Below are 16922 nucleotides of genomic sequence, written 5' to 3'. Positions count from 1 at the left end.
TGCATAAATTACCGGGAAAAAATCGTTCTGTAAGGCAGAACCGATGAATCGACCGGCATAAGCAAATAACTGTAAAGAAAATAACAAACAACGATAGCGATATAGATAAGAGCGTTCGATTTTTCATCAAATATCCTGACGAAATAAGGGACTAGGATCATTTGATACAGACCGAAATAAATATTGAATCTGGCAAAAATCACGTCCTTTGTGGCCAAAAGGCCGAACAAAAAACCTAGCAGGCACAAATTGACGACAATATCAATTTGCGGCCACAGACTCCGCAGTCGTTCTTTATAGCAAAATGCAAGGAACAGCGGCAGAACCAACACAGCGATTTTGATCACATTCATTCCATTTGTGTTCGTCATGAGCCATTTTTCATAATGGCTGTATGAGCTGTTTTCAAGTACAACGACAAACACAGAAATAAATTTTTGATATAAAAATGTCATGCCGAGAAACAAAGCGGATAGGCCGAATATCGCCGGAGACCAGGCTTTTCTTCTGACAATAAAGTACACCGGAATCATAATCAGCGCCGACGAATGAAAGAGCGAGCTGACCAGCACAATCAGGAAATATCGCTTCCAGTTCCCGCTGATGATATAACGGACCGCCCAAAACAAAACAGCTGCCACCATGTATTGCCTGATGCCGTTAAAAGACGCGTAGTAATGAAAGGTTCCCAAAAACAAAAAGACACTCAGCTCAAACGGCCTGCCATAGTCGGCGAGTGTCTTCATAATAAAGCTGTAGGTCACGACCGCCACCGTAAAATACATGATTTGAGGATCTTCCGTGATGAAATTCATCAGCCAAAGGAATGCGGTAAACCCCGGATCTGTCGCTGTTTTCGCTGTGCCGAAACCGAATATCTGCCACACATTTTGATAATCGCCCGCCAATTCGTACAGCAGCGTGTACGTCTGAAAATCCGTGCCGACTCGATAGCGGAGACCTGACACGAGCACAAGTGAAGCGAGCGGAATCCAGATCAAAAGCTTATTCGGCCGATACCCCGTGGCAAGCGAATCGTCACGGCCGCCGCACATTTTAGCGAACCAAGACCAAATAAATACAATCCCCATATTAACGGCATATACAATCATCGGTCATGGTCCTTTTCCGTGCTGATGTTGTATACATTCAGCAGCGCTCCTACATTTTGCTGTGCATCGTAGCCAAGTTGAGCGAGTGTTTCGTTGATGAACTCACGCTTCGGCCTGCCTGCGGCGGCCGCCCTTGCAATGGTTTCAGCCCAGACGCTGATCGGCTCAGAAAGACTTAATCTTGTGACAAGCCCGAGACCGGCGTCGACTTTTTCTGTAATGCTGTCTGAAATGATGCATGGAAGCCCCGACGCCTGCGCTTCCACAAGCACAACCGGCAAGCCTTCGTACAGAGACGGCATGACAAATACATCGAATGTTCGCATCAGTTCATGGATCCGTTCTTCCGTGCCTAAAAAGAGGACGTCTGATAGCAAATTCTGCTGCCGCGCCTCCTCCTCTATCTCCCCGCGCAACGGCCCGTCTCCCGCCAGAACGAGCTGAAAGCGAACGCCTCTTTCTTTGAGATGTGCGGCAAGTTTCAACAGGAACGCGTGGTTTTTCACTTCATGAAACCGGGCCACATGGCCGATGATGAGCCGGTCGGCTGCAATGCCGCGTGCTGCTTTTTCTTCATCAGCCGCCTGCCCATTTGGGGCGAACAACTCAAGGTCAATCCCGTTAGGAAGAAGGTGAACACGCTCCCGCTCCATATTGGACTGTCCAAATAAAAACCTGCCCGCATCCTCTCCGCAGGCACACAGCGCTGTCGCATTTGCCAAAATGAGCCGCCTGAACACGAGCAGCTGCAAGCGATCCTTCCAGTTGAAGCCGGTCTTCCAAGACGTATTGTGGGAGTGGCATACCCTGACCGGCACTCCGGCGAGCCTTGCCGCAAGGGCGATAAAACCCGTTTGGAAATCCGTGTGCGCATGAACGGCGCTGAACGGCCCGTTTTCTTTTATCGCGTTTCTCACATTCCTCACAAATGTAAGGGGATTGCTTTGCCCAATGCTCGGGACATAAAAAAGCCGCCCGCCTAAAGATAAAATCTCTTCATCATAAGCGCACGGATCATTTCGATACGTTAAAAAATCAAATTGCACTTTGCTTTTGTCCATCTTCCGATATAAATTCATTACCATGGTTTCCGCGCCGCCCCTGTTCATGCCGCTGAGAACATGGAGCACGCGCTTTTGGCTGCTATTCATGCTTGACAAGCCCTTCCTGTTGGTTCATCACTCTTTTTTTATGGTAGCGATCCATCACGGCTGCAGGCATAAAGGCGCGGATTAACGGTTTCGCGATATATATGTAATCAGATAAAGGAAGCTTCAAGCGTCTGCACGCCTGATAGACAAGAATGGCATTGTCGATTGAATACGTAAATGACCGCCGTTTGAATGCATCGCTGTCTTCCCTCACTTTATACAAGGCTTCCTGAAGATTATAGCCCCTGAAGCCCTCTTCAAAAAAGCGAAGCCACAAATCAATATCTTCCATTCGTCTCGTCCGCCGCACCGACAGGTAGCCTTTCAGCGTGCGGTAGGCACTCGCTCTCATCATAATCGTGCCGTGGCAAAATGGAGTCCCTTTTGCCATGATGCCCGGCTCCGGAACAGAAGGCAGAATGCGGGTGCCTCTTACGCCAAATTCATCAAACACAAGCATGCCGGTGCCAACCACCTGATAGTGTCGGTGCTTTTCTAAAAACGCGACCTGCTTTTCCAGACGGCGCGGAAACGAAAGGTCATCTCCGTCCTGACGTGCGATATAATCGCCTGTCGCATGCGAAAGACAATGATTTAATGATGCGGCAAGCCGCTTATTTGTTTTGTTTTGAATCAGTTTGATGCAGTCGCTGTAATGAGCGGCATACTGCTTCGCGATACGGAGCGTGCCGTCTGTTGACGCATCATCGCACAAAATCAGCTCCCAATTTTTATAGGATTGGCTGAGAATGGATTCTATGCTTTCTGCCAAAGTGCGTTCGCAATTATAAATGCCCATAATGACAGAAACTTTCGGTCCTGAGTTCATACGCTTTTCTCCTTTATATCCATATCCATGTACGCGGAATAAATATCTGCCATTTCTTCCACCGTTCGCGCCTCCGAGAAGCGCAAGGCTGTTTTTCGGCCTTCCTGTCCCAGCTTTCGGCAGAGCTCCGGCTTATGGTAAAGCTGTTCAATCCGGCGGGCAAAAGCAGCACTGTCACCGATTTTGATCAGAAAACCGTTTTCTCCGTCGCGAATGATTTCCCGATGCCCGCGATTATCTGTGGCGATCGCCGGTTTTTCTGCCGCCATTCCCTCAAGCACATTCATGCCGAGGCCCTCTCTAATGCTGGATGCGACAGATACATCCGCAAGCTGAATCAGCTTATGTATGTCGCTGCAAAAGCCGTAAAAACAGACATTGGCGGAGGCACCAAGCTTTTCAGCTAACGTTTGATACGTTTGTTCCATTGCCCCTTCCCCGGCAAACACAAGGCGGAGCGAAGGAATTTTTTCTTTTAGCAAGGCTGCGGCTTCTATTAACTGCTTCTGGTTTTTGTTCAGATTGAGCTCAGCCGGATAAACCAATATAAAATCATCTTTACGGAACCCGTGTTTTTCTCTGAGTTTTTGCTGCTCTATCGGACTGACAGGCCGGAAACGCTCGGTGTTGACGCCAATGCCGTGAATTTTCTGCGTCCTTCCGCCCGGCCTTTGAAGTCCTTTCGCCCGTTTATAATCCTCTTCATTAATCGTAATCAGGCAGTCCGTATATGCTGAAAGCCATTTCTCGACCGGATAGTAAAGAAGCCAATTTTTCATTGGTGCTCCTTTGCAGAAGTGAAATCCGTGCGCTGTATACAGCACCTTTGTTCCGTGCCGCCGTGCCTGCCTCGCCGCCAGTCTGGCGAGAACGCCGCCGACCGGTGTATGGCAATGGACAATGTCGTATTCATAGGTGTCGATCACTTTCTTCAGCTGCCTATAAACGGCCAGGTTCTGAGGGGCAAAAGGTGACCTGCGAATCGGGATGGAGAATTTCTCATCCACATACGGCAGCTTGGTTTGTCCGTTCGCGGCGACATGAACCTCCCAGCCCATTTGTTTGAACCATTTAAAATAAGGGAGGTGAAAGGCCTTAAAATGATAATCAACAGTCGCGCAAAACAATATCTTTTTCGTCATTTTCACTCCCCCTAATGAACGCTGGCAGCCGTCATTTCTTCTGATGTATTGATTGCCGCAAACAGCCTCGCTCTCAGGTCAGCTTCCGGCAGCTTATGAAAATCCTCGATAAAGCGCATCAGCACCGGCCAATCGCCATCTACCGCTTTACCGATGTGAATTTTTGGAAAGATTTGTTCAGCATGGACTTCATTTTTGTTCAGTAATTCTTCATACATTTTTTCGCCCGGACGAATGCCTGTGAATTCGATTGGAACCTGCTCAGTCGTGTAGCCGGACAAATGAATGAGGTTTTTGGCAAGATCCACAATCTTTACGGGCTCTCCCATATCGAGAACGAAAATTTGACGCCCTTTCGCCAGTGCCCCAGCCTGAATCACAAGCCTTGATGCCTCGGGAATCGTCATGAAATAGCGGGTCATTGCCGGATGTGTTACTGTCACCGGGCCGCCTTTTTCAATCTGTTTTTTGAAAATCGGAATGACGCTGCCGCGGCTCCCGAGTACATTGCCGAAGCGAACAGCAACAAATTTGGTTCTGCTGACTTTCCCAAGATTCATAATAATCATCTCTGCGAATCGTTTTGTCGCCCCCATTACGTTGGCTGGGTTCACCGCTTTGTCCGATGAAATCAGCACGAATGTCTCTGTTCCCGACATATCGGCTGCTTCCGCGACATTTTTTGTTCCGATAATATTGTTTTTGACCGCCTCTTCAGGATTGTGTTCCATTAAAGGCACATGCTTATGGGCAGCTGCATGATAGACAACATGCGGCTCGTATTTTTTCATCAAGGTAAACATTTTATCGCGGTCCTGCACATCAGCGATTTCCGTATGGAACACAATGTGTTTGCCGAATCGTCCGTTCAGCTCTGTATAAATCGAATGAATGCTGTTTTCCCCATGGCCGAGCAGAATGATTTCCTTAGGCTGAAACGCACTGATCTGACGGCAGATTTCCGAGCCGATTGATCCGCCCGCTCCCGTGACAAGAACTGTTTTTCCTTTGATGCGGTTCGAAATTTCGCTAGTGTCGAGGGTTACCGGCTTTCTGCCGAGCAAGTCCTCAGCCTTTACATCTCTGATTTGTCCGGCAGTTCGTGTGCCAAGCAGCATTTCATCAAAATGAGGCATAATTTTAATGCTTACTCCGGTTCGCACACATTCTTTATATAACACCTGAAGCTCATGGGTGCGGAGTGAAGGAATGGCAATAATAATATAATTAATTTTGAGCTTTTGCACCGCAGGCATGATACTTTCTTTACCGCCGATTACGGGCAGCCCCATAATTTCTAATTTATGCTTCGTTTGGTCGTCATCAATAAAAGCGACAGGTATGATATCAGGTTCATCTTTCGAAAGCAGCTGCCTGACCATCAGAGTCCCACCTGAGCCCGCCCCGATAATCAGCGCGCGGGACGAGGCGCAGCGTTTTTTCCTGATGCTTTCGTTTAATACTCTGGATAAAATACGGGTCCCTCCAATAGACAAAAGCTGAAGCACCCAGCACGCGGTTAACAGACGGAAGAACATCGTATGATACACAGCATACTGAATGATACCGGTCACAGCGGCGGAAAGCGTAATCCCCTTAAGCAGGACAATCAGCTCGCCAAGTCCGGTGTATGTCCACACCTGTTTATACTGATTGAACAGGAAAGCACACACATGATAGCTGAGGAGCAAGCTGACAGCGGTAAGCAGTAATGCTCCGGAGTCATAAAATTGATAGGAATCCTTTAAAAATTGATATCCTGCAATAACTGAATTTAAAACGAGGTAAGTATCCAGCGCAATAATCATTGACAGTCTTCTCCGGTAACTCAACCTTTTCCCCCCTAATTCTTTTATCGGTTTAGCTGCGGCGGTTTTCGTCTCTCCAAAAAATCGGCAGCAGCTAAACCGACAATACGTCCTATGTATATATCAGATAAGTGGGCATTTAACCCATCCTCACGCCCCGCCAGCGACGACCAGCATCTAAGGCAGCAACTTCAGCTGCCCACAGCAGAGCCGAGTGCCTCCATTGATACAGGTCAGGAGACATCACCTTTACAAAAACTAGTAGGAATAGTGTTCCGATTTTTTCATTTTCTTTTTGTTTAAAAGAGCGCCTAACAGCTTCGCATTGGATTGTTCCAGTGCATCTTTTGCTTTCAGAACGGTATCGGTTTTTGTTTTTCCGCTTAAAACGACGAGCACGCTGCCGTCTGTTTGATTTGCTAGAATCTGAGCATCTGCAACAGCCAAAAGCGGAGGGGAATCAAAGATGACGAGGCTGAATTGTTCATAGATCTCAGATATTAAGTCTCCCATTGCTTTTGAAGACAGCAGTTCTGCCGGGTTTGGCGGGGTCGGCCCGCTTGTCAGTACATATAAGTTATCAATCGGCGTCTTTTGCACCGTCTCACTGAGTGAAGCATTGCCGACCAGCACATTTGTCAGCCCGGTTACATTATCAACCTGAAACGTCTGATTGATGGTCGGCTTTCTTAAATCGGCATCCACCAGCAGTACTTTCTTTTCCTGCTGCTGCGCAAAGACAGCCGCAAGATTCGCTGCACTGAACGATTTACCTTCACCAGGCACAGAGGAGGTGACGAGGATAGATCGCAAGTTGGTCTGGACAGATGAGAACTCAATGTTTGTCCGAATGGTGCGATATTGTTCCGCAACAACTGATTTATTGTGTAAAACAGATATTTGAGCCAAACCTCGCCTTGCTTTCTTTTTTCCAAAGATCACTCGCTTCACTCCCCGAAATGTTTTATCCCGCGATTCCGCCCTTTGTGGACATCAGGAACGGAGCCTAAGCATGGCAATCCGGTTCTCTCGCTGAGCTGCCGTGCACTTTTGCAAGTATCATCGAGAAAATGCAGAAAAAATGCCAGTGTAATGCCGCCCATGACAGCAGCGCCAAAAGCCATGACCATATTTCGCAGCCTGGCCGGCTTGATCATCGGGCTTTCAGAAGCCTTCGCCTCTGATAATATATGTACGCCTTGTACATTCATTCTTTCATCTACTTCTTTTTCAAACTTGTTCACTAACGTGTTCGCAATCTCAGCCGCTTTCGCCGGATCGTGATCCTGGACGGCAACGTTAATGATTTCTGATTCATTTTCACTGCTGGTAACCACTTTTCCTTTCAGCGAGGAAGCCGATTCAGATAGGTGCAATTCCGCCTTAACTTCTTCCATCAAGGCAGTGCTTTTCATAATCGATTGGAACGTGCTGCTATACTGAAGATTTCGCTGGATGTCACTGAGATTCGAGTTTTCTTCACCGTCTGATTCATGAACCAGCACCTGTGTCGACGCCTGGTAGGTCGGTGAAATGACCTTAAATTGCACAAAACCCATAATAAGGGTGACGCCGATTGTGATGAGCAGAATCAGCACGAATCTGTGTCTGACAATCGCATATAATTCTTTGAAACTCATATTCTCATTCATGTATTCATAGCCTTCAGCCTTCCCGCGGCTGGCTTCCCGCGCCCCTTTCTGTTAATGATTGGATTATAAAAGAAAACGTTATTATTTAAAAATTGCAAAATAAGCCAATAAGTTCTCTTTAGAGAACAAAATCATGATTTTCCTCTAATTTACTGCACTTCCCTTATTATTTTAAATTTTATAAAGAACGAAAAATTCCTTATAATGAACAAAATAACGACAGGAATAGAGGAGAATTTCATATTATGATTGGAAGAATTATCCGTTTGTACCGTAAAAGAAAAGGCTATTCTATTAATCAGCTGGCTGTTGAGTCAGGCGTATCCAAATCCTATTTAAGCAAAATTGAAAGAGGCGTTCACACGAATCCGTCCGTTCAATTTTTAAAAAAAGTTTCTGCCACACTGGAAGTTGAATTAACAGAATTATTTGACGCAGAAACAATGATGTATGAAAAAATCAGCGGCGGTGAAGAAGAATGGCGCGTACATTTAGTGCAAGCCGTACAAGCCGGGATGGAAAAGGAAGAATTGTTCACTTTTACGAACAGGCTAAAGAAAGAACAGCCTGAAACTGCCTCTTACCGCAACCGTAAATTGACGGAATCCAATATAGAAGAATGGAAAGCGCTGATGGCGGAAGCAAGAGAAATCGGCTTGACTGTCTATGAAGTCAAATCCTTTTTAAAAACAATGGGAAGATGATGATCGGTTAAGGGCTAACGTTCGCATCTGCAGGGTAAATCTGTTTATAATGGGGGAAAAAGGGAGAGAACACGATGACTCATCAAATAGTAACGACTCAATACGGCAAAGTAAAGGGCACAACGGAAAACAGCGTACATAAGTGGAAAGGCATCCCCTATGCCAAGCCGCCTGTCGGACAATGGCGTTTTAAAGCACCTGAGCCGCCTGAAGTGTGGGAAGATGTCCTTGATGCCACAGCATACGGCCCTATTTGCCCGCAGCCGTCTGATTTGCTGTCACTTTCGTATACTGAGCTGCCCCGCCAGTCCGAGGATTGCTTGTTTGTCAATGTATTTGCGCCTGACACTCCAAGCCAAAACCTGCCTGTCATGGTTTGGATTCACGGAGGCGCTTTTTATCTCGGCGCAGGCAGTGAGCCATTGTATGACGGATCAAAACTTGCGGCGCAGGGAGAGGTCATTGTCGTTACACTGAACTATCGGCTGGGGCCGTTTGGCTTTTTGCACTTGTCTTCATTTGATGAGGCGTATTCCGATAACCTTGGGCTTTTAGACCAAGCCGCCGCACTGAAATGGGTGCGGGAGAATATCTCAGCGTTTGGCGGTGATCCCGATAACGTAACAGTATTTGGAGAATCCGCCGGCGGCATGAGCATTGCCGCGCTGCTTGCTATGCCTGCGGCAAAAGGCCTGTTCCAGAAAGCGATCATGGAAAGCGGCGCTTCCCGAACAATGACAAAAGAACAAGCGGCAAGCACTGCGGCTGCCTTTTTACAAGTCCTTGGAATTAATGAGAGCCAGCTGGATCAATTGCATACGGTTTCTGCGGAAGATTTGCTAAAAGCGGCTGATCAGCTTCGGATTGCAGAAAAAGAAAATATCTTTCAGCTGTTCTTCCAGCCCGCCCTTGATCCGAAAACGCTGCCTGAAGAACCAGAAAAAGCGATCGCAGAAGGGGCTGCTTCCGGCATTCCTCTATTGATTGGAACAACCCGTGATGAAGGATATTTATTTTTCACCCCGGATTCAGACGTTCATTCTCAGGAAACGCTTGATGCAGCGCTCGAGTCTTTACTAGGGAAGCCGCTGGCAGAGAAAGTTGCCGATTTGTATCCGCGTTCTCTGGAAAGCCAAATTCATATGATGACTGATTTATTATTTTGGCGCCCTGCCGTCGCCTATGCATCCGCACAGTCTCATTACGCCCCTGTCTGGATGTACAGGTTCGATTGGCACCCGAAGAAGCCGCCGTACAATAAAGCGTTTCACGCATTAGAGCTTCCTTTTGTCTTTGGAAATCTGGACGGATTGGAACGAATGGCAAAAGCGGAGATTACGGATGAGGTGAAACAGCTTTCTCACACGATACAATCAGCGTGGATCACGTTCGCCAAAACAGGAAACCCAAGCACCGAAGCTGTGAATTGGCCGACGTATCATGAAGAAACGAGAGAGACGCTGATTTTAGATTCAGAGATTACGATCGAAAAAGATCCCGAATCTGAAAAAAGGCAGAAACTATTCCCTCCAAAAGGTGAATAAACATGGGGAAAACAGGATACATTGGTGCTGCCATTGTTGTGGCAGCTTGTATCATTATTTTATCGGCCGTGGTATGTTTACGGGACACAGTCTATTACCAGCCTATGCGCTGGACTGGCATCATACTGTTTTTCACGGGAATTGTGATGGTTCCCGCATACTCAGCAAAAAGAAAACCCGGAAAAGAGAAGTAATTCTCTTTTCCGGGTTTTTTTGTTTATTATAATCTTCCCGCGCGAATATCGTCTGTCATTCCCTCATAAGGAGCCTTCGAAATCACTTCTTCGTTGTCGACTCCTTCATTTTTCAGAAATGTAATTTCCGCAAATTCAGGTACAACGTATTTTGGATACGTTTCATATTTTTCGCGGGATTCTTTCATCAAATCAATGTGGTCATTTTGGTAGCAAACCGTAATTTCAGGATGTTCATGCACCCATTTCGGGAAGAAAATAATGCCGTGCATGCGTTTTTCATTTGGCATAAAGTTTAATGAAACATCCGTGCCAGTCGGCTCTGTCCAAGACACTTTATATACGCCTTCTGTCAGTTTGACAATATTCACTTCCTGATCCCGAACCCAGCGTCCGGCAACCATTCCGCTATGAATTCTATAATCAATTGTATGGTCGTTTTTAATATAAATCTCGTATTCCCAGCCGTTTTCATACGTATAAATCATGTGGCTTCCGATAAAGTTTTCCATTTTTCACACTCTCCTTAGTCTTTTACTGCACTTCATAAATGTCTAGTCGAACGTAATCAGGGGTTCTTTCTGCGGAACCGATAAACAAGCGGTCATGGAGCCATTGATAGTCTTCACTGCCTGTTTCAAACGTCGGTACCGTACGAAAATAAACATGCTCCGGATCAATAATTTCCCCGGCTGCCGCTTGTTTTCGAAACGGCTCGCTGACTTGCCGTATTCCATTGTTTTCAATGTAAATCAGTTCATGATCTGCTGTTTCAATCACATACCTGGCAGATAAATCTGTTCTGCCGTCAGCGCGAATCATTTGTGAATCGGCACGCCCGGCAAAATACGTCCCTTTACTTCCCCGGTTATTGTTCCCGAACGAATCGGAATGAATCGTCTCAGTCCCAGGCTTGTCTCACCAATCACGATAGGCGGATCAACCTTGATTTCTAAAGAGGCGAATGGTTTTAAAACCGGCTTCTTCACGAGAACCACCTCACCTTCAGAAAAAAACATGTAACTATTTACATGTTTACTTTAACACCATTGCAAGTTAACTGTCAAACAATAGGAACATAAAAAAACAAGGACTGTTTGAAGACAGTCCTTGTCTGAAGCTAGCTTTGATAAGCAAGATATGTGCTGACAGTGCTTTTTGCAAGACAGGCAGAGGAATCTATCATCGGAATCTCACTTTGAATATGATCTAACACCGCATTTAAATCCGTGCAGGCTGAAATGATGATGTCTGCATGCTGACTGATTTCTTCATATAGCGTCTGCCACAATGATTGTGAATACTCCATATGATTTGGCTGTTTGATTGCGGCGATAAGCTGGTTCACAGCCTGCTGCCAATGGTCCTTGTGAACAACTTCTTGTCCATTTTCCTCCAGAACTTTTTGGTAGATGGCGGATTGGATGGTTGGCTCTGTTCCTAAAACCACCGCTTTTTTTGCAGGATGCGGAATCTCTTTTATCGTTTCCTCAACAATATGCAACATAGGAACCGACAGTGCCTGCTGAATCTCTTCATAGTAGACATGCGCCGTATTACAAGGCAGCGCAATGAAATCCACGTCTGTTTTCTCGAGCTTTACCGCTCCGTCGATAATCGCTTTTTTCATCTCGTCATGGTCAATTGGACGATCTGCATAGAAGGGCGTCGGGCATGAATAGATCATCATGTGCGGGTAGTCAATATCGTTTGAAGCCCCATACAGCTTCTGACAGTAATCAATCACCTTATCAATAAACGGTGAGGTCGATTTCGGCCCCATTCCGGCTAATATTCCGATCATCAAATTCATTCCTTTCTACTTCGTACGGACCGCTTCTTCCTCTGAGCCATCCTCATAGAGGATAAAGCTTTTCGCAGCATCCACACCTAACGTAAACTCGACTTCAACAGACAATGCTCGCAGAAAGAAACGGGTTTCCGAAGAAGGAAACAACTCCAGTCTCAGCCGTCCGGCGATCTCCAAATAAAGCCGTTCATTCTCGGCAGTCACCTGTGCAGCCGTCCCATCCTGCAACAGGTAGCTGCCAACATAGCGGCTGTATATCGCCGTATCAATTGCTTTTTTCTTTTTATCAGCAGGACGTTCCGGGACCTCATATGGCTGGCCAAATAGAATATGTTCCGCCGCCTTCAGAATCGCTTGTTCATATTCAGTATCCTCTTCCTTATTACTCAAATAGATCAGCGTTTTACGATGATCGATATATCGGATCATCATCGTCGAATAGCCGGGCCATCCTCCGCTGTGGCTGACAACCCGCCCTTTTTCAGGACTGTTTTGCAGTACCCAGCCAAAGCCATAATCAATTGTTTCTCCATTGTTGAGACGCACTGGAGAAAACGCAGATTCCTTAGAAGCCTTGCTGATGAAATCGTCCTGATATAAAGCCTGATCAAATCGAAACAAATCGCTTGTGACAGAGTTCACCGTCCCATCTCCCTGTATGCCATCGAGATACACAACATAGTTCGTTTCCTCCAGCTCATCAGGAAGGACGTATGTTTCGGAATGTACATCATACACATATCCATATGCATAATGATCAATTCGCTCAGGCGAAAGCCTCCTGTTATACACTCTTGTTTCATTCATGCCTGCCGGTGAAAAAATACTTGTTTTCATAAAATCCGCATAGCTCATGCCAGATGCTTTTTCAATGATAACCGCCAGCAGCACATACCCCGTATTGCTGTACATCCAGCCTTCATTCGGTTCAAAATAACCAGATAGCCCCTCATTCATCAGCATATCGACAATATCCTGATTCACCGCAATCTTGTGTGAATCCCAATTGGCAAAAAAACCATCCCATATAATCAGGAAGCCCTGACGTATGGTTCAATAAATGCCGAATCGTTACGCCCTGATACGGAAAACCGGGCAGCCAGCGATCCACTTTATCCTCATAGCCAAGAATCCCCTTCTCCTCCAGCAAGATGATTCCCAATGCTGTAAAAGGCTTTGACAAAGACGCTAACTCAAACAAAGAGTTGGTTTTCAACGGGCGTTTTTCCGTCATTTCCGCATAGCCAAAAGAGTGGTGATATAAAATGTCGCCACCCTCCGCAGCCAGAACCGTCCCGTTAAACTGATGTTTTTCGCCTAATGTCTCAAATAACGTCTGAAGATGCTTTCTTTTACTCTGCTTCATTCCTCCACCTCCCATATCTCTGTACGTTACTAACCTACTAACGTTTCAAATTTTGAAAAACCCTTCAGTTAGAGATCCTTTTTAACCCATCACATATACCTGCCGTTCACTACTATTTAGTGAAATGAGATATTATGATATTTTCTGAATTATGATTAAAAAGGCAACTTTATGCCCATGCAGCAGAAGCTATAAAAAATACAGAGAATGAAAAGAAACAGATAGATTTTTTAGTTCTTTAGGCCCGTATCCCGCAAATCCTTTTATGATTTTCTATCAAACAAAAGAGGAAAATAGACCAGTTGCAATCCAAACGAGAGTCTAATAGAATGAGGTCGAAAAGTAAATCGCGCGGGTTTGTTACTGACTAAAGCAGGCAAGACCTAAAATGTGTAAAGGGCAAAGTGTATACTTTGGCGTCAGCCCTTACATATTTTAGGTCTTTTTTTATTGTGCGTAACTAACTTGCCATCTTCAAACAGGAGGGCTGGAAAAAGCAGACCGCTAACACAGTACATACAAAAAGGAGACATGAACGATGAACATCAAAAAGTTTGCAAAACAAGCAACAGTATTGACCTTTACTACTGCACTGCTGGCAGGAGGCGCAACTCAAGCGTTTGCGAAAGAAACAAACCAAAAGCCATATAAGGAAACGTACGGCATTTCCCATATTACACGCCATGACATGCTGCAAATCCCTGAACAGCAAAAAAATGAAAAATATCAAGTGCCTGAATTCGATCCGTCCACAATTAAAAATATCTCTTCTGCAAAAGGCCTGGACGTTTGGGACAGCTGGCCATTACAAAACGCTGATGGCACAGTCGCAAACTATCACGGCTACCACATCGTCTTTGCATTAGCCGGAGATCCTAAAAATGCGGATGACACATCGATTTACATGTTCTATCAAAAAGTCGGCGAAACTTCTATTGACAGCTGGAAAAACGCTGGCCGCGTCTTTAAAGACAGCGACAAATTCGATGCAAATGATTCTATCCTAAAAGACCAAACGCAAGAATGGTCAGGTTCAGCCACATTTACATCTGACGGAAAAATCCGTTTATTCTATACTGATTTCTCCGGTAAACATTACGGCAAACAAACACTGACAACTGCACAGGTTAACGTATCAGCATCAGACAGCTCTTTGAACATCAACGGTGTAGAGGATTATAAATCAATCTTTGACGGTGACGGCAAAACGTATCAAAATGTACAGCAGTTCATCGATGAAGGCAACTACAGCTCAGGCGACAACCATACGCTGAGAGATCCTCACTACGTAGAAGATAAAGGCCACAAATACTTAGTATTTGAAGCAAACACTGGAACTGAAGATGGCTACCAAGGCGAAGAATCTTTATTTAACAAAGCATACTATGGCAAAAGCACATCGTTCTTCCGTCAAGAAAGTCAAAAACTTCTGCAAAGCGATAAAAAACGCACGGCTGAGTTAGCAAACGGCGCCCTCGGCATGATTGAGCTAAACGATGACTACACACTGAAAAAAGTGATGAAACCGCTGATTGCATCTAACACAGTAACAGATGAAATTGAACGCGCGAACGTCTTTAAAATGAACGGCAAATGGTACCTGTTCACTGACTCCCGCGGATCAAAAATGACGATTGACGGCATTACGTCTAACGATATTTACATGCTTGGTTATGTTTCTAATTCTTTAACTGGCCCATACAAGCCGCTGAACAAAACTGGCCTTGTGTTAAAAATGGATCTTGATCCTAACGATGTAACCTTTACTTACTCACACTTCGCTGTACCTCAAGCGAAAGGAAACAATGTCGTGATTACAAGCTATATGACAAACAGAGGGTTCTACGCAGACAAACAATCAACGTTTGCGCCAAGCTTCCTGCTGAACATCAAAGGCAAGAAAACATCTGTTGTCAAAGACAGCATCCTTGAACAAGGACAATTAACAGTTAACAAATAAAAACGCAAAAGAAAATGCCGATATCCTATTGGCATTTTCTTTTATTTCTTATCAACATAAAGGTGAATCCCATATGAACTATATAAAAGCAGGCAAATGGCTAACCGTATTCCTAACCTTTTTAGAAATATTGCTGTTTATCGACTTATTTCCAAAAGAAGAACATGACCAAAAAATAAAATCAAAACAGAAGCCGGACTACCGGGCGGCATATCATTTTACGACGCCGGATAAATGGAAAAATGACCCTCAAAAACCGATCTATTTTGATGGCAAGTATCATTATTTCTATCTATATAACCGGGATTACCCAAAAGGCAACGGCACAGAATGGCGCCATGCCGTCTCAGAGGATTTGGTGCACTGGACCGATGAAGGCGTGGCGATTCCGAAATATACAAATCCGGACGGTGACATTTGGACCGGTTCCGTCGTAGTTGATAAAGAGAACACAGCCGGCTTCGGGAAAAATGCGCTTGTCGCGATTGTGACACAGCCCTCAGCCAAAGACAAAAAACAGGAGCAATATTTGTGGTACAGCACAGATAAAGGAAAATCATTCAAATTCTACAGTGGCAACCCCGTTATGCCTAATCCGGGCACAGACGATTTCAGAGATCCGAAAGTCATATGGGATGACCAGGATAACAAATGGGTCATGGTCATGGCTGAAGGATCAAAAATCGGCTTTTATGAATCCGATAATCTTAAGGACTGGCATTACACAAGCGGATTCTTCCCAGAACAGGCGGGAATGGTGGAATGTCCCGACCTCTACATGATGCGGGCAAGCGACGGAACGAATAAGTGGGTTCTCGGTGCCAGCGCGAATGGCAAACCGTGGGGCAAACCAAATACGTACGCCTACTGGACCGGAAGCTTCGACGGAAAAGAATTCAAAGCGGATCAGACTGAAGCCCAATGGCTTGACTATGGCTTCGACTGGTATGGCGGTGTGACGTTCGAAGACAGCAAAAGCACAGATCCATTAGAAAAGCGGTATGCGCTTGCCTGGATGAACAATTGGGATTATGCCAACAACACCCCGACAATGAAGAACGGCTTTAACGGCACAGATTCTGTCATACGCAAACTCCGGCTGAAGGAGCAGGATGGAACATACAGCCTCGTCTCACAGCCGATTGAAGCTTTGGAGCAGCTGACTGTTTCAACTGACGAAATAGAGGATCAGGATGTGAACGGATCAAAAACATTGTCGATAACAGGTGATACGTACCAGCTTGATACGGATCTTTCTTGGTCAGAGCTAAAGAATGCAGGCGTCAGGCTCAGAGAATCAGAAGACCAAAAACGCCATATTGATGTCGGCATTTTCGCCGAAGGCGGCTATGCATATGTCAATAGAGCAGCCACAAATCAGCCTGACAAAAGCAATACCTTTGTCGAAAGCAAAGCTCCTTATGATGTAAGCAAACGTAAGGTGCATTTGAAAATACTTGTCGATAAAACAACGATAGAAGTATTTGTTGGCGACGGGAAAACCGTTTTTTCAAATGAAGTCTTCCCAAAGCCTGAAGATAAAGGAATTACCCTTTATTCTGACGGCGGCACAGCCTCCTTCAAAAATATAACAGTGAAACACTTTGATTCGGTTCACGAATAAAAACAGGGGCAGCGCAGGCTGCCCTG

The 16922-nt window shown here is 45.5% G+C and carries 14 protein-coding genes and 2 pseudogenes; 5 read left to right on the top strand and 11 right to left on the bottom strand.

What is annotated here, in order from left to right; translation table 11 throughout:
- Positions 1–8: 8 nt before the first annotated feature.
- From epsG to PUN35_RS18785, 7 genes are all read right to left on the bottom strand, one after another.
- Positions 9–1112: a biofilm exopolysaccharide biosynthesis protein EpsG gene (gene epsG / locus PUN35_RS18815; protein WP_014480950.1), complete on the bottom strand. Its 1104-nt coding sequence runs from the start codon at positions 1110–1112 to the stop codon at positions 9–11.
- Positions 1109–2263 carry a glycosyltransferase family 1 protein gene (locus PUN35_RS18810; protein WP_014480951.1) on the bottom strand — a complete coding sequence of 385 codons (1155 nt, stop codon included), beginning with the start codon at positions 2261–2263 and terminating at the stop codon, positions 1109–1111. Before PUN35_RS18810 ends, epsG begins: the two co-directional genes overlap by 4 nt.
- The gene (gene epsE / locus PUN35_RS18805; protein ID WP_014480952.1) at positions 2256–3092 is read right to left on the bottom strand and encodes a glycosyltransferase EpsE; all 837 of its coding nucleotides are present in this window, start codon (positions 3090–3092) and stop codon (positions 2256–2258) included. The genes PUN35_RS18810 and epsE overlap by 8 nt, the downstream gene beginning before the upstream one ends.
- Positions 3089–4234, bottom strand: a complete 1146-nt coding sequence (locus PUN35_RS18800; RefSeq protein WP_014480953.1) for a glycosyltransferase family 4 protein — start codon at positions 4232–4234, stop codon at positions 3089–3091. Before PUN35_RS18800 ends, epsE begins: the two co-directional genes overlap by 4 nt.
- Before the next feature lie 11 nt (positions 4235–4245).
- A complete protein-coding gene (locus PUN35_RS18795; protein WP_173401379.1) occupies positions 4246–6066 on the bottom strand; it encodes a polysaccharide biosynthesis protein in 1821 nt (606 codons plus the stop codon).
- A 234-nt stretch (positions 6067–6300) separates the two neighbouring features.
- Positions 6301–6984, bottom strand: a complete 684-nt coding sequence (gene epsB / locus PUN35_RS18790) for a protein tyrosine kinase EpsB (protein WP_014480955.1) — start codon at positions 6982–6984, stop codon at positions 6301–6303.
- Between the two features lie 5 nt (positions 6985–6989).
- Positions 6990–7694, bottom strand: coding sequence for a YveK family protein (locus PUN35_RS18785; protein WP_003228247.1), 705 nt, complete (start codon positions 7692–7694; stop codon positions 6990–6992).
- Positions 7695–7939: 245 nt separating this feature from the next.
- Here PUN35_RS18785 and slrR point away from each other — a divergent pair, with 245 nt between their 5' ends.
- From slrR to PUN35_RS18770, 3 genes are all read left to right on the top strand, one after another.
- The gene (slrR, locus tag PUN35_RS18780) at positions 7940–8398 is read left to right on the top strand and encodes an HTH-type transcriptional regulator SlrR (RefSeq protein WP_014480956.1); all 459 of its coding nucleotides are present in this window, start codon (positions 7940–7942) and stop codon (positions 8396–8398) included.
- Positions 8399–8472: 74 nt separating this feature from the next.
- Positions 8473–9942, top strand: a complete 1470-nt coding sequence (pnbA, locus tag PUN35_RS18775) for a para-nitrobenzyl esterase (RefSeq protein WP_014480957.1) — start codon at positions 8473–8475, stop codon at positions 9940–9942.
- 2 nt (positions 9943–9944) lie between these two features.
- The gene (locus tag PUN35_RS18770) at positions 9945–10136 is read left to right on the top strand and encodes a hypothetical protein (RefSeq protein ID WP_014480958.1); all 192 of its coding nucleotides are present in this window, start codon (positions 9945–9947) and stop codon (positions 10134–10136) included.
- A 26-nt stretch (positions 10137–10162) separates the two neighbouring features.
- On the opposite strand, the gene padC is transcribed toward PUN35_RS18770, so the two are convergent.
- From padC to PUN35_RS18750, 4 genes and pseudogenes are all read right to left on the bottom strand, one after another.
- On the bottom strand, positions 10163–10648 hold the full coding sequence (gene padC, locus PUN35_RS18765; protein WP_003243190.1) for a phenolic acid decarboxylase: 486 nt from the start codon (positions 10646–10648) through the stop codon (positions 10163–10165).
- Between the two features lie 22 nt (positions 10649–10670).
- Positions 10671–11155: pseudogene (locus tag PUN35_RS18760) on the bottom strand (DUF3237 domain-containing protein).
- A 101-nt stretch (positions 11156–11256) separates the two neighbouring features.
- Positions 11257–11940, bottom strand: coding sequence for a broad specificity amino-acid racemase RacX (gene racX, locus PUN35_RS18755; RefSeq protein ID WP_014480961.1), 684 nt, complete (start codon positions 11938–11940; stop codon positions 11257–11259).
- Positions 11941–11955: 15 nt separating this feature from the next.
- Positions 11956–13312 (bottom strand): annotated as a pseudogene (locus PUN35_RS18750) (serine hydrolase).
- A gap of 538 nt (positions 13313–13850) precedes the next feature.
- On the opposite strand from PUN35_RS18750, the gene sacB reads away from it, so the two are divergent.
- Positions 13851–15272, top strand: coding sequence for a levansucrase (sacB, locus tag PUN35_RS18745; protein ID WP_014480964.1), 1422 nt, complete (start codon positions 13851–13853; stop codon positions 15270–15272).
- A 73-nt stretch (positions 15273–15345) separates the two neighbouring features.
- The gene (gene levB / locus PUN35_RS18740) at positions 15346–16896 is read left to right on the top strand and encodes a 2,6-beta-fructan 6-levanbiohydrolase (RefSeq protein WP_014480965.1); all 1551 of its coding nucleotides are present in this window, start codon (positions 15346–15348) and stop codon (positions 16894–16896) included.
- Positions 16897–16922: the final 26 nt, after the last annotated feature.

The organism is Bacillus sp. N3378-2at (assembly GCF_033412715.1).
Classification (GTDB): Bacteria; Bacillota; Bacilli; order Bacillales; family Bacillaceae; genus Bacillus; species Bacillus subtilis.
The sequence above is the reverse complement of the archived record's forward strand: the minus strand, read 5'-3'. Positions and strand labels throughout refer to the sequence as shown.